The sequence below is a fragment of the Dyadobacter sp. CECT 9275 genome, assembly GCF_907164905.1.
GTDB classification, from domain to species: Bacteria; Bacteroidota; Bacteroidia; order Cytophagales; family Spirosomataceae; genus Dyadobacter; species Dyadobacter helix.
The window spans coordinates 1,956,264-1,979,445 of record NZ_CAJRAF010000002.1 but is presented as its reverse complement, the minus strand read 5'-3'; the positions used below and the strand labels follow the sequence as shown (position 1 = coordinate 1,979,445).

At 45.3% G+C, this 23,182-nt stretch carries 21 protein-coding genes; 11 read left to right on the top strand and 10 right to left on the bottom strand.

Features of this window, described 5'->3' with window-relative positions:
- Positions 1-76: 76 nt before the first annotated feature.
- Positions 77-739, top strand: coding sequence for a beta-phosphoglucomutase (gene pgmB, locus KOE27_RS16015; protein ID WP_215239860.1), 663 nt, complete (start codon positions 77-79; stop codon positions 737-739).
- Positions 740-775: 36 nt separating this feature from the next.
- Positions 776-3,097, top strand: a complete 2,322-nt coding sequence (locus KOE27_RS16010) for a glycoside hydrolase family 65 protein (protein WP_215239859.1) — start codon at positions 776-778, stop codon at positions 3,095-3,097.
- Positions 3,098-3,163: 66 nt separating this feature from the next.
- Here the strand turns inward: KOE27_RS16010 and KOE27_RS16005 are convergent, their stop codons facing one another.
- Positions 3,164-3,427, bottom strand: a complete 264-nt coding sequence (locus KOE27_RS16005; RefSeq protein ID WP_215239858.1) for a hypothetical protein — start codon at positions 3,425-3,427, stop codon at positions 3,164-3,166.
- Positions 3,428-3,713: 286 nt separating this feature from the next.
- Here KOE27_RS16005 and KOE27_RS16000 point away from each other — a divergent pair, with 286 nt between their 5' ends.
- On the top strand, positions 3,714-5,993 hold the full coding sequence (locus KOE27_RS16000; protein WP_215239857.1) for a tetratricopeptide repeat protein: 2,280 nt from the start codon (positions 3,714-3,716) through the stop codon (positions 5,991-5,993).
- Between the two features lie 154 nt (positions 5,994-6,147).
- On the opposite strand, the gene KOE27_RS15995 is transcribed toward KOE27_RS16000, so the two are convergent.
- Positions 6,148-6,516 carry a response regulator gene (locus KOE27_RS15995; RefSeq protein ID WP_215239856.1) on the bottom strand — a complete coding sequence of 123 codons (369 nt, stop codon included), beginning with the start codon at positions 6,514-6,516 and terminating at the stop codon, positions 6,148-6,150.
- 335 nt (positions 6,517-6,851) lie between these two features.
- Here KOE27_RS15995 and KOE27_RS15990 point away from each other — a divergent pair, with 335 nt between their 5' ends.
- From KOE27_RS15990 to trmD, 5 genes are all read left to right on the top strand, one after another.
- A complete protein-coding gene (locus KOE27_RS15990) occupies positions 6,852-7,124 on the top strand; it encodes a YtxH domain-containing protein (protein WP_215239855.1) in 273 nt (90 codons plus the stop codon).
- A gap of 50 nt (positions 7,125-7,174) precedes the next feature.
- Complete coding sequence (locus KOE27_RS15985) at positions 7,175-7,483, top strand: hypothetical protein (RefSeq protein WP_215239854.1); 309 nt, start codon at positions 7,175-7,177, stop codon at positions 7,481-7,483.
- A 104-nt stretch (positions 7,484-7,587) separates the two neighbouring features.
- The gene (locus tag KOE27_RS15980) at positions 7,588-8,136 is read left to right on the top strand and encodes a 30S ribosomal protein S16 (RefSeq protein ID WP_215239853.1); all 549 of its coding nucleotides are present in this window, start codon (positions 7,588-7,590) and stop codon (positions 8,134-8,136) included.
- Positions 8,137-8,227: 91 nt separating this feature from the next.
- Positions 8,228-8,788 carry a ribosome maturation factor RimM gene (rimM, locus tag KOE27_RS15975; RefSeq protein ID WP_215239852.1) on the top strand — a complete coding sequence of 187 codons (561 nt, stop codon included), beginning with the start codon at positions 8,228-8,230 and terminating at the stop codon, positions 8,786-8,788.
- Positions 8,778-9,452 (top strand): tRNA (guanosine(37)-N1)-methyltransferase TrmD, encoded by a 675-nt coding sequence (gene trmD, locus KOE27_RS15970; protein WP_215241631.1) that lies wholly within the window; start codon positions 8,778-8,780, stop codon positions 9,450-9,452. Before rimM ends, trmD begins: the two co-directional genes overlap by 11 nt.
- Before the next feature lie 40 nt (positions 9,453-9,492).
- Here trmD and KOE27_RS15965 read toward each other — a convergent pair whose 3' ends face one another.
- Positions 9,493-9,936: a GNAT family N-acetyltransferase gene (locus KOE27_RS15965; protein WP_215239851.1), complete on the bottom strand. Its 444-nt coding sequence runs from the start codon at positions 9,934-9,936 to the stop codon at positions 9,493-9,495.
- 40 nt (positions 9,937-9,976) lie between these two features.
- The gene (locus tag KOE27_RS15960; RefSeq protein ID WP_215239850.1) at positions 9,977-11,017 is read right to left on the bottom strand and encodes an RluA family pseudouridine synthase; all 1,041 of its coding nucleotides are present in this window, start codon (positions 11,015-11,017) and stop codon (positions 9,977-9,979) included.
- An 84-nt stretch (positions 11,018-11,101) separates the two neighbouring features.
- Between KOE27_RS15960 and KOE27_RS15955 the strand changes: the two genes are divergently transcribed.
- On the top strand, positions 11,102-12,016 hold the full coding sequence (locus KOE27_RS15955; protein WP_229252789.1) for a 1-aminocyclopropane-1-carboxylate deaminase/D-cysteine desulfhydrase: 915 nt from the start codon (positions 11,102-11,104) through the stop codon (positions 12,014-12,016).
- A 322-nt stretch (positions 12,017-12,338) separates the two neighbouring features.
- On the opposite strand, the gene KOE27_RS15950 is transcribed toward KOE27_RS15955, so the two are convergent.
- The 3 genes from KOE27_RS15950 to rfaD all read right to left on the bottom strand — a co-directional run bounded on the left by KOE27_RS15950 (position 12,339) and on the right by rfaD (position 17,381).
- Positions 12,339-14,609 (bottom strand): cation:proton antiporter, encoded by a 2,271-nt coding sequence (locus KOE27_RS15950; protein ID WP_215239849.1) that lies wholly within the window; start codon positions 14,607-14,609, stop codon positions 12,339-12,341.
- Between the two features lie 153 nt (positions 14,610-14,762).
- Complete coding sequence (gene sufB / locus KOE27_RS15945) at positions 14,763-16,208, bottom strand: Fe-S cluster assembly protein SufB (RefSeq protein WP_215239848.1); 1,446 nt, start codon at positions 16,206-16,208, stop codon at positions 14,763-14,765.
- A gap of 207 nt (positions 16,209-16,415) precedes the next feature.
- Positions 16,416-17,381: an ADP-glyceromanno-heptose 6-epimerase gene (rfaD, locus tag KOE27_RS15940; protein WP_215239847.1), complete on the bottom strand. Its 966-nt coding sequence runs from the start codon at positions 17,379-17,381 to the stop codon at positions 16,416-16,418.
- 219 nt (positions 17,382-17,600) lie between these two features.
- On the opposite strand from rfaD, the gene KOE27_RS15935 reads away from it, so the two are divergent.
- Both KOE27_RS15935 and lpxB read left to right on the top strand, forming a co-directional pair.
- Positions 17,601-18,020 carry a 6-pyruvoyl trahydropterin synthase family protein gene (locus KOE27_RS15935; RefSeq protein WP_215239846.1) on the top strand — a complete coding sequence of 140 codons (420 nt, stop codon included), beginning with the start codon at positions 17,601-17,603 and terminating at the stop codon, positions 18,018-18,020.
- A 38-nt stretch (positions 18,021-18,058) separates the two neighbouring features.
- A complete protein-coding gene (gene lpxB, locus KOE27_RS15930; RefSeq protein ID WP_215239845.1) occupies positions 18,059-19,174 on the top strand; it encodes a lipid-A-disaccharide synthase in 1,116 nt (371 codons plus the stop codon).
- 52 nt (positions 19,175-19,226) lie between these two features.
- Here lpxB and KOE27_RS15925 read toward each other — a convergent pair whose 3' ends face one another.
- From KOE27_RS15925 to hemN, 3 genes are all read right to left on the bottom strand, one after another.
- Positions 19,227-20,291, bottom strand: coding sequence for a response regulator (locus KOE27_RS15925; protein WP_215239844.1), 1,065 nt, complete (start codon positions 20,289-20,291; stop codon positions 19,227-19,229).
- A gap of 50 nt (positions 20,292-20,341) precedes the next feature.
- The gene (locus KOE27_RS15920; RefSeq protein ID WP_229252788.1) at positions 20,342-21,580 is read right to left on the bottom strand and encodes a PAS domain-containing sensor histidine kinase; all 1,239 of its coding nucleotides are present in this window, start codon (positions 21,578-21,580) and stop codon (positions 20,342-20,344) included.
- A 164-nt stretch (positions 21,581-21,744) separates the two neighbouring features.
- Positions 21,745-23,109, bottom strand: coding sequence for an oxygen-independent coproporphyrinogen III oxidase (hemN, locus tag KOE27_RS15915; protein WP_215239842.1), 1,365 nt, complete (start codon positions 23,107-23,109; stop codon positions 21,745-21,747).
- Positions 23,110-23,182 lie beyond the last annotated feature (73 nt).

Below are 23,182 nucleotides of genomic sequence, written 5' to 3'. Positions count from 1 at the left end.
ACAGGTTCCTCCGGGGCCAGATTCTAGCTTTTTGTTCTTCTTTTACTATTTTGCAAGATATTAAATTTGAAATAATATGCCTGCAATACAAGCGTGCCTTTTTGATTTGGACGGAGTAATCGTGGACACAGCCAAATACCATTACATTGCATGGCGTGAGCTGGCGCAGGACCTTGGTTTTGATTTGACTCCCGAGCAAAATGAACTTCTTAAGGGGATCAGCCGGATGGAATCCCTGGATATTATTCTGGCGATCGGCCATGTTACTTTGAGTGAAGAGGAGAAGATAGCCAGGGCAACAATCAAAAATGCAAGGTATCTGGAACTGTGCCAGCAAATGAAACCGGAAGATGCACTGCCTGGCGTGAGGGCTTTTCTGGATGAGTTACAAGCGGATGCTATCCGGATAGGGTTAGGGTCAGCGAGCAAAAATGCACGGCTGATCCTGCAGGGGCTCGATATGCTGGATTACTTCGAAACCATCGTCGATGGGAACCGGATTACCAAAGGCAAGCCAGATCCCGAAGTGTTCCTCTTGGGAGCCAGGGATTTGAATGCTGAACCTGCCGCTACGGTGGTGTTTGAGGACGCAGTGGCGGGGGTTCAGGCAGCTAAGGCTGGCGGTATGCTGGCAGTGGGTATCGGCGAAAGGACTGTGTTGACGGTAGCCGACATTGTTATTCCAGGATTTGAGAATTTCAGTCTGACGGACCTTCGCAGCCAGCTTGGCCTGATTTAAATGAAATTTTGTTAACCCAAAGCTGACTACTACAAAATGAAAAATTATATAACGCACGATGAATGGTGCATCGTTGAAAACGGATTTCATGCCGGGCATAACGAAATAACAGAAAGCCTCATGAGCCTGGGGAATGGCCGAATGGGGCAGCGCGGTAATTTTGAAGAGACCTTTTCGGGCAAAACACTCCTGGGGAACTATGTAGCCGGCGTATATTTTCCCGATAAAACGCGCGTGGGCTGGTGGAAAAACGGATATCCCAATTATTTTGCCAAAGTGCTAAATGCCTGTAACTGGGTGGGTATTGATATTAAAATTGGCGATGAAGTGCTCGACCTGCATACGGGAAGCGTAGAGGATTTCCGGCGGGTGCTGAACATGAAGGAAGGTTATCTGGAAAGAACTGCAACCGTAACCCTGCCCGGGGGAAGAAAAGTGAAGATTCATTCGAAACGTTTCTGCAGCATGGCCCACGACGAGTCGGGCGCGATCCGTTACAGCATTACCCCGCTGGATTTTGACGATGTAATCACCGTAACTCCTTACCTCGACGGGAATATCCGTAACAGGGATTCCAATTATGATGAGACATTCTGGAACGAAATCCAAAAAGAAACAAGTTTTTCCGAAGGATATCTCATCCTGGAAACCAAGGCAAACCCCTATGGCGTAGAACAGTTCAAGGTTGCTACAGGCATGGCATTCGATATCCGGATCAATGACCTGAAGACGGACTATCAGTCGCTTCCCGTGAAGCGTGAAAAATATGTTGCCGGTACCGTGATGATCGACGTAAGGGAAGGGCAGGAACTGGTGATCTATAAGTACGGCGTTAACTTATCGTCGGCCAATTATACTTCGGACGGGCTGCTGCCGGCCAGTAAGGAATATATTAAAATGCTTTGTCAGACGGGTTTTGAAAAACTGTTTGCTGCACACCGTAAGGCCTGGGCCGAAAAATGGGAAAAAAATGATATCACCATTGAAGGCGATATTGCCGCGCAACAGGGCATCCGCTTTAACATTTTCCATTTACAGCAGACCTATACCGGGGAGGACGAAAGGCTAAATATAGGTCCAAAAGGGTTCACGGGGGAAAAGTATGGAGGCAGTACTTATTGGGATACTGAAGCATACTGTATTCCGTTTTACCTCTCCACCTCAGAGCAAAAAGTGGCGAGGAACCTGCTGGTATATCGGTACAAACACTTGGGGAAAGCCATAGAGAATGCTGAAAAATTGGGTTTTTCAAACGGCGCGGCACTTTACCCGATGGTGACCATGAATGGTGAAGAATGTCATAACGAATGGGAAATCACTTTTGAAGAGATACACCGTAACGGTGCCATTGCATTTGCGATCTATGATTATACCAGATACACGGGTGACGAAACGTATCTTTCAGAGTTCGGGCTGGAAGTACTGATCGGTATCTCACGGTTCTGGAAACAGCGGATCACCTGGTCGGCCGATAAAGGGAAATATGTGATGCTGGGTGTTACCGGGCCTAATGAATATGAAAATAACGTCAATAACAACTGGTATACCAATTACATCGCCTGCTGGACTTTGCGTTATACACTGGAAATTATCAATAAGCTCTGGATCACGGACGGAACCCGTCTCAACGAAATCATATTGACTACCCATTTTGACCTGAATAGAGAAATGGGCGACTGGAAGCATATTATTGAAAATATGTATTATCCTTTTGACGGGACCCGCGGGGTATACCTTCAGCAGCAGGGTTTTCTGGATAAAGAAATTCTGACGGTTGATGACATTGCGGATCACCGGCCTATCAACCAGAAGTGGTCGTGGGATAGGATACTCCGTTCCTGTTTTATCAAACAGGCGGACGTTCTGCAGGGGCTTTATCTGTTCGAAGATGATTTTACAGTGGATGAGATCAGGCGTAATTTTGAGTTTTACGAACCCATGACCGTCCATGAATCTTCGTTGTCACCCTGCGTGCATGCGATCCTGGCGGCAAAAATAGGACTGAAAGACAAGGCGTATGAAATGTACGTAAGAACGGCACGCCTGGATATTGACGATTATAACAATGATACGGAAGATGGCCTGCACATAACTTCTATGGCAGGCACCTGGATGAGCGTAGTGAAGGGGTTTGCCGGGCAGCGCGTGAAAGACGGGCTCCTGTCGCTGGCTCCCTATATTCCGGACCAGTGGACGTCGTATTCTTTCAGGATCGGTTTCAGAGGTGCTCTTTTGAGGATCCGGGTGACCAAAGAAGCCATTTTTGTCGATAATATTTCTGAAACGGATATTACTGTGGTTGTGCACGAAGAAAAAATATTTGCCGGTGCCGGTCAGACCGTTACCTTGCCGGTCTGACGCGGTTGCAGGCCCTGTAATGAATTTCAGAGTTACGGGCTTATGAATTTCCGGCAAACTGTCATACTACATAGCCTCAATACGTTTGTAGGCGATCCTGCTGGCAAGAAGCGCATTTTTTGCCTTTACAATTGTTTCGGGTTCTTTTGAGTCGACCTGCTCCAGAACGGTACCCAAGGCAACAATACTCCGGGCGAAAATCTTTGAATCGGTACGAAAAAAGGACATGCCTTGCGCGACACCAATATCCGTTTTTTTATGAAAAGCTGTTACCAGCATGAGGCAGACCAAGGAGCAGGATAATCCAAATTTTATCAATTGTTCCGGCATGTCTTCTCAGTGCTGTGATATGAAGGTAAAAGAAGCTGAATATTGGGAAACAAAAACTGAAAATGGCGTATCAATCTGAAATATTTCTGGAAATTAATGATATCATGAAAGATCGGCACGAAGTACGAGTAGCAGCGTAATGGAGGGCCAGCACGTTAAATAAATTTAGCAGCCGTTAGATAAACATAAGTCAAAGATATTCAATAATTTGTATTTTTGCTAGTGACTGGATTTGATAATATCATTCATTCATAGTAAGTTAGCAATAGTGCTATAATAATTTTTGATGATCCTAGAAATCTACAGGCGGTTCTTGCGGAAGTTTATGCCCTTGCTGTTCACAGTGATGGTACAGCCTGCTTTGGCTCAGGACTTTAACGAGTGCCAGCGGCTGGTGAAGGAGATTCTACCCCTTTTTAATCAGGTCTTCGAGGAAAATAATCCTTTACTGATGCGGGAAGATGCCTATCAGAGAAAATTACATGAACTTCAGTCTGCCTATCTCAAATACCATAACGAACATTTCCAGCCCTCAGATTCCGTCCGGAGGATGAACAACGAAGCCGTTATCCTGGCGCTCTCGGGCAGTTATCATAAAGGCCTGCGTATTATGGAAAGTCTTGACATATCATCGGAGCAGCAGGACCTGATGATGAATAACAGGGGGCTTTTGAGCTTATTGGGAGGGAAATATCAGCAGGCGCGAAAGGAGTGGGAAGGGGGCGCGGGCGCTCATGCAAATCTGAACATCCTTTATTCCTTCGGAAGAGAAAAAAAATATCAGGAGGCTGCTGCATTTGCAATGGGCAACAGCGCCCGCAATACAGCAGGTAAGTGGAATTACAATCTAGGTCTCGTGCATAAATTCAACGGACGATGGGAAGAAGCAGCAGATGAATTATCAGCTGCTGTTAAGCAAAAAGACGAAATTGTGGCCTATCGTCTACAGCGAGGGGATATTTTGATGAAAATGGGAAATCAGAAAAAGGCTGTTAAAGACTTTGAAAAAGTGGCCCGGAAGCATCCGAAAGCGCAGATCCGTTATGCTAACGCACTGTTATCTCTCAATCAGTTTGCTAACGCGAAGGCTGTTTTCGAAACCTATCTGGAAAGCGGTGACCGGGTTTTCCGAGGAGATGCCTACCTGGGGCTTGCCCATTCTTATTACGGACTGATGCAGTTTGGAGAAGCGCAGCGGTATTACAAGCTCAGTTCGACGTTAAAAAGGGAAAGCCCTTCGCTGATCTGCGGATTTGGGAATGTGCATCTTTCCAGACATGAGTATCAGTTCGCCTTTAATATGTTTGACAAAGTCCTGAAAAAAGACTCCAGTTTCCTGCCTGCTTATCTGGGACGTGCGGTGGCTTATTTTGGTATGAAAAAATATGATCTGGCCCTGCAGGATTTTAAAACAGCTGAAAAAGCGATGGACGCGGACAATAAATTTTATGCGGACCTTTTCGTAACCAAGGCTTATTCGGAATATTATCTTGGAAAAACCAAGGATGCTGCTGCCGATTTTGAAAAAGCGATCCACCTGGATCCCACCCGATACGAGGCGCTGGCCGGAATGAGTAATATTCTGATAGAAGAAAAGAGATTTGCAGAAGCCGGGCAGTACCTTGCCAACGCTTTGCGCTACCATCAGAATGATGACCTCATGTGGAGTAATTACGGGAATCTCCTCTTACATTTTGATATGTATAAAAAGGGCTTTCAGGTATTCAGGAAAGCGGTGGCGTTAAATCCGCGGAATATCAATGCGCAGAATGGTTGGGGTATAGTGCTGCTGGAGAACGATCAGCTCGATCGTTCCATGTCTCTTTTTGACAGTTTGGTGAAAGAGCAGCCCCAGTTATCTTTCCTGCACAACAATCACGGGATTGTACAGGCGTATATTGGTAACAGGCACGAGCAGGCGCATCAGGTGAATGAGGCTAACGCCCGTTATGATGGCGCATACGAGGATTTCCGGAAAGCGATGGATACCGCACCAGCCAGGAAACTCTATAACGTTAACCAGGGAAATGTCTACCGGTATTGGGAAAAATATGATGAGGCAAAATTGAGTTATCAGAGTTATCAGGATAAAAGCGCCCTGAACAATACCGCCGTCATGTATGCCGGGATCGATAGAATAAAGGATGCGAAGTACTATCTGGGGGTAGCCATCAAGATGGATTCTTTACACCGCGTATTTCAGTATAATATGAATGTCCTTGTGAAAGGAAAACAGAAAGAAATGATGAAACTCGTCGCTTCTTCCGGTGACGATGGCCCCTTTTCGGATATCAGCTTAAAGTACAGCAGAGATGGATTCGTGACCATTTACTTGTATGATTATGTTTACGACAGGTTATCGTTTCCGGGACGTCATTTCATGCCACTGCCGGTAGCGGAATATCGGGAGGATTATTTCATTCCTGAATATGATTTCAAACTGGTGCCGTACGAAAAAGAAAAGACAGATCACAAAAAACTCAGAACCAGCAGGTACCGGTCGCAGAAAGTAAAAATGCCAGGCGTGAAGAGTAAGTCTGGAACCAAATGTCCCGTATTTAGGTAAGTCTGTACTGATAAATATTCGGCTGAGCCTGGGATGAGGCCAAGGTTGAGGTGCCTGGCGTGTGTAAAACTCTCCACGAGCTTTCACTGAAGCGCTACTTTTTGATGATTATTTTTCTCTAATCGTGGAACTTGGCTTTTTGACTTCTGCGGTATCAGGCTGGGCTACCAATGATTCTGGAAACTTCAACGAAACTGATAGGTTTGTCAAGAAAGTAATCCGCACCGTTACGGAATGCTTCTTCCTTAAGGTTGGTCATTGCACTCATCATCACCACTTTTACTGTCTTTTCGCCTGTCATCGATTTAATATACGTAATTTCATTAATACCCTTACCATCAGGCAGATTATTGTCCAGAAAAATCCAGTCTGGTTTCATTTCCTTTATAAAATGCATCCCTTCCGAGATAGATGTTGCAATTTTAATTGTTTTGTCAGGGAGTTTTATATTCAGCCTTCTCACCAGAAAATTGCGCATCAGTACTCCTAAATCTTGTTCATCTTCAATAATTACAATATTCATGACAGCTTTTACGTGGTTGATGTGAATTCAGAGAAGAGGGCCTGGTATCCTGGTAAGTCCGAAAGATTTATTCATTGCTCCAAAAATTACAACAACCTTGCCAAGTGCTGCGCGGGTACAAACCCTTGCCGGAATAGGAGTGGGCGTGCAAACTGTGGAATGTTCTCCCTTATATCGGCAGAAATGGGGACCGGCGGGATATGAAAAAGTCATAGATTTTGCAATTAATTTTCTGTTAATCAATAAATTATATTTTTAATGCAGAATGTAGCTTTTAATGGAACGGGTTTTGGACTTAAGCGTTGTATCAACATAGTACTTAAACATTTAAGATTATGAACAACAAAGCATTTTGGGGAATTGTAACAGCTGCGGCTGTGGGAGCGGTGATAGGATTGTTATTTGCTCCTGAGGACGGAGATAAGACAAGGAAAAAAATCAAAAGGAAAACAAACAGCCTTGCCAGCGAACTGCTGGACGCCCTGGAAAAAAGTAAAGCAAAGGCTGACCAAGCTGCCAGTGAATTAAAAAATAAAGGGCAGGAATATGCAGATAAAGCTGCCTTCAAAGTAAACGAGGTAGCTGAGGAGGTAAACTCCTATCGTTAGAAAACAAAATTACACCCGTTGCAGACTAAAAACCATTATAAAATTCATCAATGAAAGCGCCTGTCAGATTATCGGAAAAAGTGAACCCACCATTGAGAAATGCCTTCTCTTATGCACGGGATTTGTTTTACGCGGGTCCCGAAGGTCCCGCAGGGAAAGGGCTTGAACTAGGGCTGAGTACGGTACTCGGGCAGACGATTCTGCGGAGATTGCCGGTCCCGTTTAATGTGGTAGCGCCTTTTGTCGCAGAAAAAATTATCATGAAGCATGGTGTTGAGGAAGGCAGGAACCTGTTGATAAAAGGCTTGCGGTGGGTGAAAAGCGTAACAGAGGAAAAGCCTGTGGAATTGCCGCAATAGGGGATTTCAATCTTTTGTAGATGATGTACAGGTTTTTACGGAAAAAACTGTACATTTGCACCCTATTTAAAAAAGGGACGAGATCCCGCAAATTATTTTCAAAAATGGCAGTTAAAATTAGGTTAGCGCGTCGGGGACGCAAAAAGAAAGCGATTTACGATATTGTTGTCGCAGATGCCAGAGCACCACGTGATGGTCGCTTCATCGAAAAATTGGGTAGTTATAACCCTGGAACCAATCCTGCATCTATTGTGCTGGAATCAGCAAAAGCTGTCGATTGGTTATTGAAAGGTGCTCAGCCAACGGATACCACCCGTTCCATCCTTCAGCATGAAGGTGTAATGTTGCGCAAGCACTTGCAGATAGGCGTATTAAAAGGTGCAATCACCCAGGAAGTTGCTGATGCTCGTTTCGAAGAATGGAAAGGCTCAAAAGCCGATCGTAAAGAATCAGCAGCCGGAACGCTGGCTCAGAAACAACAGGCAGATAAGGAAGCTAAGCTTGCCGCAGAACGCCAGGTAAATGAGGCTCGTGCAGAAGCCATTGCTAAGAAAAACGCACCTCCCGTAGCGGAAGTTGCGGAAGAGGAGGTTGCTGAAGAAGCTCCTGCGGAAACTGAGGGTTCAGCTCCTGAGGAAGAACCTGCAGCATAATTATTCAGGAAAGAAATTTCCATCAGTATGGGTCTGCCGGTTTCCGTCAGACTCATATTTGTTTAAGGCAGATTTTTAAACCGCTATTACAGTGACTCAGGAAAATTGTTACCTGCTTGGCTATATTGTCCGAACCCACGGAACTTCCGGTAATGTGGTTATTTACCTCGATGTAGATTATCCCGATGACTACGAGGATCTTGAATCCGTATTTGTCGAAATAAAAGGGGAACTGGTGCCGTATTTTATAGAAAGCCTTAATCTTCAGAAACAAAGCAACGCAATTGTTACTTTTGAAGATATTAATACGATCGAAAAAGCACAGGCGCTTGTGGGAAGTTCGCTGTATCTTCCTCTTGAATCTCTAGAGGAGCTGGACGGAGACGCTTTTTATTATCATGACATTAAGGGGTTTCAGGTAGTAGATGAAAGCAATGGAGCGCTCGGAATGGTACAGGAAGTATATTCCCTCAACGGTCAGGATCTTATTTCGATGTTGTACAAAGGGGCGGAGGTATTGATACCCACGGCTGAGGACATTGTTTTAAAAGCGGATAAGGAAAACAAAAAACTTCACGTCAGGTTACCTGATGGCTTGCTTGAAGTGTACCTGGACCCAGCATCCGAAAATAATCCTGATGATGAGGATTGATATTATCACTTGTGTTCCCGATTTACTGGACAGCTTCTTTGCGCATTCTATCTTAAAAAGGGCGCAGCAGGCTGGTCATGCGGAGGTTGTGATTACTGACATCAGAGATTACTCAGTCAATAAACACCGGACCATAGACGATTATGCTTTTGGAGGAGGCGCGGGCATGGTGCTGCAGATAGAGCCTATTGCCAGGTGTATACGGGCACTGCAGGCCGAGCGGGTTTATGATGAGGTTATTTATCTCACACCGGACGGCGAACAGATGAACCAGAAAATTGTCAACCAACTGTCCCTGAAGGGGAATCTTATCCTCCTATGCGGTCATTATAAAGGGGTGGATCAGCGTGTAAGGGATTTGTTTGTCACGAGAGAAATAAGTATTGGCGACTATGTGCTGTCTGGCGGGGAGCTTGCAGCGGCAGTTTTGGCAGATGCCATCATCAGGCTGATTCCGGGTGTACTTAACGACGAAACTTCTGCCCTGACTGATTCTTTTCAGGATAACCTTCTGGCACCACCGGTATACTCCAGGCCTGCGGATTTTGAAGGCCATAAGGTGCCGGAAATATTGCTCTCGGGGCATGAAGCTAAAATAGAAGAATGGCGTTACGAGCAGTCAGTTTCAAGAACAAAAGCCAGAAGGCCTGACCTTCTTAAGTAAATTGTTGATGTAATAAAGATCATCGCGGTTATGGCCTATACTAAAAGTCCAGATTGCAGTTAATCCATTCATTATCAAAATTGGTGCCGTATTTTCGGTAAAAGCCAACAGCAGAAGTATTCCAGTCCAGTACCTGCCACATCATACCGGAACAGCCGGATTTTTTTGCTGCTGAAACGGTAGCATCGAAAAGGATTTTACCAATGCCATTACCCCTCATTTCCTCCGTTACGATGATATCCTCCATATAGAGTCTTTTTCCTTTCCAGGTTGAATAGCGGAAGTAATAAAGCGACAGCCCGATGATTTTCCCATCCACTTCGGCCACAAAGAAATCATAGAGTTTCTGATGGTAATCCCGGGTCATTTTATCCACATTATTCGTTACCTGATTGAGTGCCTTTTCGTAAATGGCAAGCTCTTTTACAAGTTCAAAAACGGCTGTGATATCTTCGGCTGTTCCTTGGCGGGTGGTTATATTCATAGTGGAGTTTTTTATTAAACATCGAATCCTGCGAAATTTACTATATATTTTGCTGATAGTTTACGAACGTCTCCCATTTATCCAGTATATGCCGGAAGTTTGCAGGCAGATCGGTATCGAATTGTATCCACTCTTTGGTGGTAGGGTGAATAAAGCCAAGAGACTTCGCATGCAACGCCTGCCCGGGTAACAAACTGAAACAATTTTGTACCATGGTTTTGTAACTGCCGCTGGAAATGCCTCTCAGGATTTTATCACCTCCATACATATTGTCGTTAAAAATCGGGTGCCCAATGTGCCGCATATGTGCGCGTATCTGATGCGTGCGACCGGTTTCCAGGTTGCACTTCACCAAGGATACATACCTGTAGGATTGGACCGTTTCGTAGTGGGTAACGGCATGTTTTCCCTGAGAGCCATCAGGAAAGATATCCATCACACGCCGATCTTTGGCGCTCCTTCCGATATTACCCGTAATTGTCCCCTTTTCTTCTTGCGGTTCGCCCCAAATCAAGGCCATATAGGTTCTTTCGATGGTGTGATCAAAGAATTGCCGGGCGAGAAACGACATCGCAAATTCCGTTTTTGCGATCACCAGCAGGCCCGAGGTATCTTTGTCGATCCGGTGAACCAGACCAGGCCGTCCTTCTCCGTTTCTGCCCGTGGGAAGTTGCTGAAAATGATGGACCAGGGCGTTTATCAGCGTACCGGTCCAGTTGCCAAACGCAGGATGTACCACCATACCGGTTGGCTTGTTGACGATCAGCAAAACATCATCTTCGTAAATAATGTCAAGTGGTATGTCTTCTGGAATGATCTCTGTATCCCGTGGCGGTTCGGGAAGAGACAGGGTGATCACATCTGCGGGTTTGATCTTGTAACTTGCCTTTGTTGGAAGGCCATTTACTTTTACAGCTTCGGCCTCAATTCCGTTTTGTATTTTTGTGCGGGAAGCATTGGCTACGTGAAGGCTCAGGAACTTATCCAGGCGCATCGGGCTCTGGCCTTTGTCGGCTACAATACGGTAATGTTCAAACAGGTCGTCTTCTTCGGAAGCAATTTCAATATTCTCAGCAGACATCAAAAGATCAAATAAGTTTGGAAAAGGGGTACCTTCACATGATAGTCGGTACTACCTTTCTGATCAGTAAAATTATTAAATTAAGTGGATTTACTTACTGCCTCTTTGCCGACACCCTTGCAGGAAATTTCTGATGATATTATCAAAAATGCGCGGATCAGGCTTTTTGTGAAACGTGATGATTTAATACATCCGCTGGTTTCGGGTAATAAATGGCGGAAGCTAAAATATAACTTGCTGGCAGCCCGGCAAACAAACAGCAGGGCCATACTCACTTTCGGAGGAGTATTTTCCAATCATTTGTTTGCAGTTGCCGCCGCAGGCCGGATTTTGGGCTTGTCGACCATTGGTATAGTGAGGGGGGAAGAACATACCATCCGGGAAGTCAGCCCAACGCTGGCTTTCTGTCGGGAACAGGGTATGGTGCTGCAATTTGTTTCCCGCCAGGAATACCGGCAAAGGAGTGAGGCCGAATATTTGCGTGATGTAAGTAAGAAATGGGATGAGCCTTTTATTATCCCCGAAGGAGGTACTTCTCCATTGGCTTTAAAAGGAGTAAATGAAATGGTGATGGAAGTCTCCGCTCAACTTGGACATTCGCCGGATTATTATGCCGTTGCAGCAGGTACGGGTGGTACCTCTGCCGGAATTTTAAGTGTGCATGAAAAGGTAATTGCCTTTTCTGCATTAAAAGGAGGCGATTTTCTGAGGGACGATATCCTTGCGCTGGCTGGAAATTCCGTGTATCCGGAAAAGCTGATTTTGCAAACCGGGTATCATTTTGGCGGATACGGGAAATGGAAACCTGAACTGATCACGTTTATCAATACATTTAAACAAAAGCATGGCATACAGCTGGAACAGGTATATACCGGCAAGATGTTTTTCGGGCTTTATGAGCTCATTTTGCAGCATTATTTTGTACCTGGCACCACTATTGTGGCTGTACATACGGGTGGTTTACAAGGCCTGCTTCCTGAGTTCACAGTTTTGAGTTAACAGTTCACAGCGCTACCAACTCCGCCTACTGCCTACTTTGAACTGCCTACTTTGAACTCAAAATCATCTGAGTTCAAAGTTTTGAGTTCAAAGTTCACAGCGCTACCAACTGCGCCGACTGCCCACTCTGAACTGCCCACTTTGAACTAAAAATCATCTGAGTTCACAGTTTTGAGTTCAAAGTTCACAGCGCTACCAACTCCGCCTACTGCCCACTCTGAACTACCCACTTTGAACTAAAAATCACCTGAGTTCACAGTTCACAGCGCTACCAACTGCGCCTACTGCCCACTCTAAACTGCCTACTTTTAACTCCCCCCCATCAACCTTCGGCCAAAACTTCCAGTTCGTCTGTCTGAGGTTTGTTTTTGAGGAATTCTTTAATCAGATCCCTTTTTCCGGCTATCCACAGAATATCCTGCTTTTCGATGATCATATTGGAATCAGGATTAAGTATACGTTCTCCGTTCCGTTCAAGACCAACGATCATGCAATGCGTTTTTTCCCTGATCTGGCTGGCACGGATGGTCTGCCCATGAATTCTTGAGTCGCTTTTAATTTCTATTTTTTCAAGCACGATATCGTCCACAGGTGCCAGGTAAACATCTCCGTTCGCACTTACCTCCACATGGCCTCGGAAAGTTTCAAGCTGGGCGTCGGTACCGATTACCTCAATGCGGTCATAGGGATACAGTACTTCCGTTGGCCGGGGGAGGTGTATCGTTTTGCTGCCTCTTTCTATCAGTACTACGTTGATTCCGAATTTTTCGCGGATAGCAAGTTCCTGTAAGTTTTTACCGATCAGGGTTGAGTCCGGGCTTACTTCCAGAAATGCGAAATGCGCATCCCATGGGAGCAAAATTCGCTTTGACTTACCACTGCCTTCCAGCTCCCGCGCGTTCAAATTCTGAAGAAAACGATCTTCGATTTTGTTGTAAAAATTTTGCAGCCTTTGGTAAAACACAAGAAAGGATATGGCCATTATACCACCGGCTACTGAAAGTGCAGTGGGTGTTGCAAAAAAACAACTCAGCAGGTATCCCATTAAGAGAATGGCAATGAGTACCCTTGAAAGTTCGAGCAACAGAAGCGGTCCCCGGCTGAATTTCCGGTTAAGCCATAGGGCGGAATATGCTTTGCGGTTCGATCGTTTAAAAACCAATGCCCAGAGGAAAGGGGCGACCAGCAGGAAAGTGATAAATGCCATGACTGAATTGGTCAGATAGTTTTCCGGAACCCGGGCATGAAGCAGGTCGGCCAGCTGACGAGAACACAACAGCGTGACGCCGATCACCACAACGGAATTGAGCAGCACAGTTTGCGCGTAGGATTTCAGGATCTCATTCCAGTGTGTTGTTTTTACGATAGTTTCGGTGCTGGTACTGTACCGGTTCAGATACACTTTCCATCTCTCAGGCAGCATTTTACTCAGCCAGTCGTATAGTGGTTCCGACGCCCGCATCATGTAAGGCGTGGTAAACGTAGTGAGTACGGAAACCCCAACGGCGATCGGGTAGAGGAAGTTGCTGGTGACTTTCAGAGATAAGCCCAGGTTGGCAATAATAAACGAGAATTCACCTATCTGCGATAAGCTCATACCCGCCTGCATCGATTTTTTGAGCGGCTGGCCTGATATCAGCGCCCCTAGGGTGACGTACAGCGTTTTTCCCAATATCACCACAAAAACAAGGATGGCCGTGGGGAGCGCATATTCTACCAGTAATGCCGGGTTGATGAGCATACCTACTGAAATAAAGAAAATTGCACCGAACAAATCTTTAACAGGCTTGAGCAAGTGTTCAATTTTCTCGGCATGTGTCGTTTCTGCCAGTATTGAACCCATGATAAAAGCCCCGAGCGCAGCGGAAAAACCAGCCTGCGTTACCAGAAGGACCATACCGAAGCATAAGGCGATGGAGGTGATCAGGACGCTTTCGTCGTTCATCAGCTTTCTGTAACGGCGCAGGAGCGTGGGGAAAATAAAGATCCCGCCTAAAAACCAAATGATCAGAAAAAAGAAGAGTTTCAGGATGGACTGAAGTAATTCCATACCTGCAAACTGCTGGCTGATGGAAAGCGTGGACAGCAATACCATGAGTAAAACGGCTGTCAGATCTTCAATGACCAATATTCCGAAAACAACTTTGGTGAACTGCTGCGTTTTGAGTCCCAGTTCTTCAAACGCTCTGAAAATAATGGTAGTGGAAGATATGGCAATAATGCCACCGAGAAATAAGCTATCCGTTTTGGTCCAGCCTAAAAGCTGCCCGGTAACGAAGCCGGTTACCAGCATCAGTCCAACTTCAAAAAGGCCGGTAATAGCAGCGGTACTGCCGACCTTGACCAGCTTTTTGAAACTGAATTCCAGTCCAAGATTGAACAAAAGAAAGATAACGCCTATTTCTGCCCATATCTCTATGGTTTTGATGTCAGTGATGGTGGGAAATACTGAAAAGTTGGGGCCCACGATGAGGCCTGCAAGTATATACCCAAGTACCACCGGTTGTTTCAACTTCTTGAAAATGAGGGTTATAATACCCGCCATTGCAAGAATAAGTGAAAGGTCAACGATTAATTGAGGAACGTGGGTCATGAAGGTTTGGTGTTTGTTGCAATGATGGAAACCAATAAAATACAAAAAGCCCTTGACGAATCAAAGGCTTTTCACTTATAAAATCGATTTCAGCTTAAACCGTGCTGTAAAATGTCAGGACAGTTACTGGATTTTTACCTCCTGTATCTTATCCTATCCTACACTGCCTTCAAGGCTGATCTCAAGCAGCTTCTGTGCTTCTACGGCAAACTCCATGGGAAGCTGATTGAGCACCTCTTTTGCATATCCGTTAACGATCAGCGCCACAGCCTGTTCCGTAGGAATACCTCTTTGGTTACAATAGAAAAGTATGTCTTCTCCAATTTTTGAAGTAGTGGCTTCGTGTTCCACGGTGGCGGTTGGGTTGCTTACCTCAATATAAGGGAAGGTATGCGCACCACATTTATCACCCAGTAGCAGAGAATCACATTGTGAGAAGTTTCTGGCTTTATCGGCGCGTTTAAACACCTCAACGAGACCGCGGTACGAATTCTGGCTTTTACCGGCAGAAATACCTTTAGATACAATACGACTTTTCGTGTTCTTGCCTATATGGATCATTTTGGTGCCTGTGTCAGCCTGCTGCATGTTGTTGGTAACCGCAACCGAATAAAACTCACCGATTGAATTGTCGCCCTTCAGAATCACCGAGGGATATTTCCAGGTGATGGCAGAGCCCGTTTCCACCTGTGTCCAGGAAATCTTGGAGTTGGCGCCGTCGCAGATCCCGCGTTTTGTAACGAAATTATAAATCCCGCCTTTTCCTTCTTTGTCGCCAGGATACCAGTTTTGCACGGTAGAATACTTCACATTGGCATTTTCATGGGCGAAAATTTCAACTACTGCTGCATGCAGCTGGTTTTCGTCACGCATGGGAGCAGTACATCCTTCCAGATAACTCACATGGCTATCAGTGTCGGCTACAATCAGTGTCCGTTCAAACTGGCCTGTCCCTGCCGCGTTGATACGGAAATAAGTAGAAAGTTCCATGGGGCAGCGTACTCCCTTTGGAATATATACGAAAGATCCGTCCGAGAATACAGCCGAGTTAAGCGCGGCATAAAAGTTATCGCGCGCCGGGACAACGGAGCCCAGGTATTTTTTTACAAGGTCGGGATGTTCCCGGATGGCTTCGCTGATAGAACAGAAAATAATTCCCTTTTCCTTCAGCGTTCCTTTAAAGGTGGTAAACACCGACTCTGAATCCATTACAGCATCTACTGCTATTCCGGAAATCCTTTTTTGCTCATTGAGGGATATACCCAGCCGCTCGAAAGTATTACGTAATTCAGGATCAATATCTTCGATACTGTCAACGGCCTTTTTCTTTTTAGGCGCAGAGTAGTACTTTATAGCCTGAAAATCAATTTCGGGGTAGTGAACATTCGGCCACTTCGGTTCTGCCAGCGTAAGCCAGTAATGATAGGCTTTCAGCCGCCATTGCAGCATCCATTCGGGTTCGTTTTTCTTGGCCGAAATGAAACGGACTATATCATCACTCAGTCCCGGAGGGGCTTCGTCTGCTTCAATATCAGTTACAAAACCATATTTATATTCCGAACTGGTGATCTCTTCCAACAATTCTTCTTCTTTGCTCATAGTCTAATGATTATCGCGCTGTATCACTGTAGGGTAACACCGGGAAACGATATTGAGTTTAATAAGAACCCCAAAAATATGGAAAAATGCTGACAAACTTATGACGAATATCATAAGTTATGTCAGCATTTACGCTTATTCATTCAAAAAAAGGATGTATCTGGAAATAAGTCCTGCTGAGGCGGAATCGGCGGCTTATCCTTTATGCTATAAATAGCTGTGCGTACTCAGATAATTTTTTACGTAATCTTCAACGCCTTCTTCCAAAGTATGGAACGGCTGTTGGTAGCCAATTGATTTCAGCTTGGCCATATTGGCTTCGGTGAAATATTGGTACTTGTCGCGGATATCCTCCGGGGTGTCCACAAAGGATATATCCGGCGTTTTGCCCATTGCAAGGAAAGTGTTGGTAACCAGATCCTTGAAGGTACGGGCCTTTCCGCTTCCGAGGTTGTAGATACCCGAATTTTTACGATGATGCATGAAGAATATGCAGACGTTGATGAGATCTTTCACGTAGATGAAATCCCGCATTTGCTCGCCATCCTTGTACTCGGGATTGTGCGAACGGAAAAGCTTCATTTTTTCCGTTGCCTTAATCTGGTTGTAGGCATGGAATATAACTGACGCCATCCGGCCTTTGTGATATTCGTTTGGCCCGTAAACATTAAAGAATTTAAGTCCCACCCAGAAGAGCGGTTTTTTCTCCTGCTCCAGCGCCCAGATATCGAAATCGTTTTTGGAGTCACCGTAAGGGTTCAGCGGTTTCAGCTGGGGGATGGTAGCCTCATTGTCGTCGTACCCAAGTTCGCCCAGTCCGTAGGTTGCGGCGGAAGAAGCATATACGAGCGGAATCTGATATGCTACACATTTGTGCCAGATATCTTTGGAAAAGTTGACGTTCAGCTCGTCAAAAATCTCCTTGCTGAATTCGGTAGTATCCGTTCTGGCGCCTATGTGAAAAATAAACTCTACGTCGCGGTAATTTGCGTCGATCCAGTTAAAAAGTTCTGTTCTCTCGACTTTTTCCTGAATAATTTTGCCTTCCAGATTTTCAGCTTTTTCGATTTTAGAAAAATCATCAACGGCAATAATACTTTTAAAACCTTCTTTATTGAGCTGGCTGATAAGCCCGCTTCCGATAAATCCGGCAGCACCTGTTACAATAATCATAATGGCTTTTTTTATATCAATCGGTTATGATCGGGATGATTGGAGTGCTATGTTTAATGATTTGATTATCAAGTGCATAAATTCCAATGGCCGGTCAATAACCTGTTGTTGTTTGTTAAAAAATATTTTTTAATAATATACTTAATACGCTGAATAATCGCAAAACTACCAATACAAGGTGTAATTTTGTATTCAATTTTTTGAGTGAAGGAAAGTTTTATGATTTACGTAACTAGAAAAGAGCATTTTAATGCGGCACACAGGTTATTCAATCCATCCTGGTCTGAGGAGAAGAACCAGGAGGTGTTTGGTCCGTGTGCCAATAATAACTGGCACGGGCACAATTTTGAATTGATTGTAACTGTGAAAGGGATACCCGATGCGGACACGGGCTTTGTGATTGATCTTAAAGTACTGGGTGATATTGTGAAGAAAAGGATCATTGACAAGGTGGACCACAAAAACCTGAATCTGGACGTTGATTTTATGGCTGGTAAAATGGCTTCCTGTGAAATTTTTGTTTATGAAATATGGAAAATCCTGGAACCAGCCATCGCGGAAGCTGCCCCTCATGCCAGGCTTCACTACATTAAACTGGTAGAAACTCCCAAGAATTTTGTAGAATACTACGGAGAATAATTGCAATCCCCACCTAACCGCTTTGCGCAGCAGCTAAAATGAAATACTATCTGATTGCCGGCGAACGTTCGGGCGATTTACACGGTTCGAATCTGATCAAGGGTATTAAAGAGAGTGACCCTGAAGCGGTGTTCAGGGGATGGGGAGGAGATATGATGGTGGCCGAAGGAATGGAACTGGTGACGCACTATCAGGATACGGCTTTCATGGGTTTTTTGGAGGTGGTCCTGAATATCAGGAAAATAAGTGGGTTTCTGAAAAAATGTAAACAAGATATTCGGGCTTATGAGCCTGCAGTGATCATTTTGATCGATTACCCTGGTTTTAACCTCAGGATTGCTTCTTTTGGAAAGAAAAGCGGTATCAGGGTTTTTTATTATATCTCTCCCAAAGTGTGGGCCTGGAACCAGAAAAGGGCCTTGAAAATCAAACAGGATGTAGACCGCATGTTTGTGATCTTCCCATTCGAGATTGATTTTTACAAACAGTACCACTACCCCGTTGACTATGTGGGAAATCCTTTGATGGATGCCATTGAGGAATTTAACGCCGATCCTATTTTCCGTGAAAAGTATCTCGGAGATAGTTCCAGGCCTGTTATCGCCTTGTTACCCGGAAGCCGGAAACAGGAGGTTGTCAATATGCTGAACCTGATGCTGGGAGTGCAGCCGCATTTCCCGGAATACCGGTTTGTGATTGCAGGGGTGAAAAATCTTCCGGCTTCTTTGTACGAGGAGTACCTTAAGGATGGGAGGGCAGGTATCGTTTACGAGGCTACGTATGACCTGTTGTCCGTTGCTGACGCAGCGCTTGTGAAATCGGGTACGGCCACGCTTGAAACGGCACTGCTGAATGTACCCGAAGTAGTTTGCTACAAAACAAGTGCCATTTCCTACCGCATTGCCAAATGGCTGATCCGGGTACGGTTTATTTCGCTGGTGAACCTGATCATGGACCGGGAGGTAGTAAGAGAACTCATTCAGGATGAGCTGAATGAAGAGAATCTGGTGTCTGAGCTGAGATCGATTTTGCCGGGGGGCGCAAAACGGGATACCTTGCTTCGCGATTATGCCGAACTTCACCGGAAGGTAGGAGGGAAGGGGGCATCGCAGCGGGCCGGAAAACTAATGGTTCAGTATCTTAGGAAAGGGTAGGCCGTATGCACTTTTTAGCAGGCAGTACAGCATACCAAAAACTGCCTGCCGTCTAATTCCGCATCCGGGCTAGCTTGTCGTATTCCATTACGGTGATCAGGCTTCCTTTCATATCCACAAGTTTTTCATCTTTAAAGTCTGACAACGTGCGGATCACGGTTTCTGTGGCCGTACCTGCCATGGACGCAATATCCTCCCGCGTGATGGACATTGAAAACGGCTTCTGACGATCTTCCTGATACCGTTGTACGAGCATTACCAGTGCCTGGGCAACCCTTTTCCGGACCGAATTGTACGCCAGCTGAAGGAGCCTCTCTTCACGATCTTTAATTTCGTTGGACAGCATTTTGATGAATTTGGAAGATACCTCCCTGTTGCCCTGCAAAAGATTGAAAAAGTCCTCTTTGGGTATCATGGCCACTTCGGAATTCTCAAGCGTTATAGCGGTTTCCTGGTAGGACTCTCCCTGCAAAAGGTCCAGATACCCGAAAAAATCTCCCTCCTTGTACAGGTCAGTGATATATTCCTTGCCGCTGTCGTTAGACTTGTACGCTTTCACTTTTCCCTTTTGGAGAAAAAAGATATTGGAGGGATAACTCCCTTCGGTATAGACCGTTTCTTTCTTCTTCAGGGTTTTTATTTTTTTATCTTCCGCCAGCTTGGCAAGCAGGTCAAATGACTTTACTTCCTTGATGAAATCTTCCAGGCCCTCTGCTGTACGATCGAATTTTTTTTTAAGTCTTTCACTTTTTTTTAGCCGCATTTCCACAGCGTTCAAAAGCTCTACGTCGTCATAAGGCTTGGTGAGGTAGTCGTCCGCACCCATTGTCATGCCCTTGCGGTAATCATCTTTCTCTGCTTTGGCGGTCAGGAAAACAAAAGGGATACCGGCCGTCAGGTCGTCTTTGCCAAGCATGTGGAGGACCCCGTATCCGTCCAGTTCGGGCATCATAATATCACAGATGATCAGGTCCGGATCTTCCTGATGCGCAAGCTGTAAGCCTTCTTTTCCGTTTTGAGCCGTCAGGACTTTATAGTTGGCCAGCTCAAGAATCTCAGCTGTGTTTTCCCGCATTTCGGGGTTATCTTCAATTAATAGAATTTTCTTGGTTTCCAATGGTAAGAGCGTTAAGCCGGGTTTGATTTTTAGTAAATGACCGTAACAATTTAAATGGCACTGTCTTTGGATTCGGAGGGTACCTGATTGGGAATGTGAATAGAAAAAGTGGTTCCCTTTCCAATCTCACTTTTGAAGGATATCTGGCCTGTCATCAGCTCCACGTAATTTTGCACAATGTTTAAGCCCAGACCTGTCCCTTGCGCATTTCCGGCATTTTTGGCTCTGTAAAAGCGGTCGAAAATGTGCGTCTGATCGGCCTCCGGTATGCCAATGCCCTGATCCTCGACTTCAATGTTCACGGATGTTGCGCTGGACTGAACCCTGAAAAAGATTTTTTTGCCGGATTCCGAGTATTTGATCGCATTGGAAAGCAGATTGAAAAGTACATTACGCAGGAGTTGCTTGTCGAGCCATACTTCACTTAAACCCTTGTAAATGAATTCGATCTGCTGGCTTTCCTTACATAGTGCTTTTATTTCCTCAGTGAGTCCTCCGCAAAATTCGAGCAGGTCAGTTGCTACGGGTACACTGTGCACCCTGCCTTCTTCCAGCTTGCCAATGGACAGGAAGTCGTTCAGGATTTCGGTGAGGTTGGTAACGGCTGATTTAATCCTTAATACGTGTTTCTGCCGCTTGTCTTCTTCCTCACTCCTTGAATACCTGCCGATGAGAGACGCTGATGAGAGGATGGTAGCCAGCGGTGTCCTGAACTCATGTGAGGCAATGGTAACAAACTGGCTCTTCATATTGTTCAGTTCCCGTTCTTTTTTCAGGGCACGCATTACCTCTTCCTGCGATTGTTCCACTTTTCTAATTGCTTTGGCAAGTTCTTCGGTACGTTGTACCACACGTTCCTCCAGTTCTTCGTTTAATTTTTGTATTTCCTGATTGGCTTCCCTGATCCTGTTCTCCTGTTTCTTCCGGTCGGTAATATCAATCACAAAACTTACAACAAACTCCCCTTCGCTGGTTGTGAAAGGGCTAAGGCTTACTTCAACCGGGAATTCGGTACCGTCGCTTCTTCTGGCGAACAGGTCCATTGCATGGCCCATCCCGCGTGCCTTCGGCGATTCGAAATAGGTATCCCTGTAATGTACGTGGTGCCCGGCGAGCCTCTGGGGAATGAGCGTTTCTATTTTCCTTCCGATGAGTTCCTTATCCGAATAACCAAACAACTCCTTGGCTTTAGGGTTGAGCATTACAATGACCCCGTCTTTGTTCACTACCACAATTCCCTCTGTTGCATGCTTAAACAGGGCGTCCAGCATTTCAATATGCCGTGTCATTTCTTTCGTATGTTTTAATAATAACGTTTCAAACATACCAAGTTAAAGGACATAGTTGAAGGTAGCAAATATTAAAGGCTGGGGCACAACAGGTCTGGTGTCAGGAATCACGGGTAAACAGGTTCAGATACCGTCGGAAAAGATTTTTTTACTGCTGAATTTTTTTAAACCGTTTGGCTGAAGAGACTGGTCTGCGGTAGGTCTGCCCAGAGCCTGGCGTCAAATGCCATACATACGTTTCGTATAAAGGCCTTCCCTTTTTCTGTAATTTTCAGATGATAGGGTTCCATGGTTATCAGTTCGTCAAATTCGAGTTCATCCAGTCTCTGAAGTCCCCTGTAAAAATCTTCGCATACTTCATTTGGGTTACTCCATGAGGTTTCCATTTGCGTCATCAGGCGCAAGATGTGTTTTCTGATAATCAGGTCTTCCCGGGTAAGCTCGTGTCCGCGGGCAATGGGGAGAAGGCCTTCTTCAATCTGTTGGTAGTAATCCTCAATCTTCTTTTCGTTCTGGACATATCCCCACCAGGTATCGCTGATGGACGACGCCCCAAGTCCGATGAGTAATTGCGTGTGTGTATCGGTATATCCCATAAAATTCCGGTGCAGTTTCCCGTTTTGATTGGCCCGGTAAAGGCCGTCCGTTTCCAGCGCAAAATGGTCCATACCAATGTCTTTGTAACCTGCCATTTCCAGCGCATTTCTCCCTGTTTCGTATATGGCCATTTTTTTGTCGGCATCAGGCAGGTCTTTTTCGGTATAACTTCTCTGGCCGGGTTTGATCCACGGAACGTGAGCGTAACTGTAAAAGGCGATCCTGTCAGGGCGCAGACGTACTACTTTCATCATGGTTTCCATCATGTAACAGCTTTTCTGCATGGGCAAGCCATAAACAATGTCATAGTTGACCGAATCATACCCGATTTCCCTGGCCTTGGAAGTCAGATGACTCACTTGCTCAAATGTCTGATGTCGGTTGATTACTGCCAGTACAATCGGATTGAAGTCCTGCACGCCGATACTGATCCTCCGAAAACCGACTTCATACAGCGCCTGCAAATGTTCGTCGGTTGTGTTTCCGGGGTGGGCCTCAAAACCGAATTGCGCGTCGGGATGTATTTTGCAATCCTTTAAGAGGTTGTTTATTAATATTTTAAGATTTTCAGGGCTGAAGAATGTTGGGGTACCACCTCCCAGGTGTAGTTCCCGGATAATGGGTTTTTCATCACCAAAGACGGCTAAGTACATTTTCCATTCTTTAAGAAGGGCGTTGATGTACTTTTTTTCCACTGCATGGTTAATGGTAATTCTGGTGTTACAGCCGCAATAGGTACACAGGCTTTCGCAGAAAGGCAAATGAATATATAAACTGATACCTTCTTTTTGGTTGGACATCAGAAAAGCATCCTGCACAAGCTCTTTCCACTTTTGTTCGGTCGGGGGTGTTTTCTGCCAATAGGGTACCGTTGGATAGCTGGTGTATCGCGGTCCGGGGGTATTGTATTTAAACAACAAATCCTTATCCATAAGAATAAATATTTTGATGCATGAGATATTTACCCAAAACTAGAAATGTAAGTGCGGTTAAAACATGACCTTC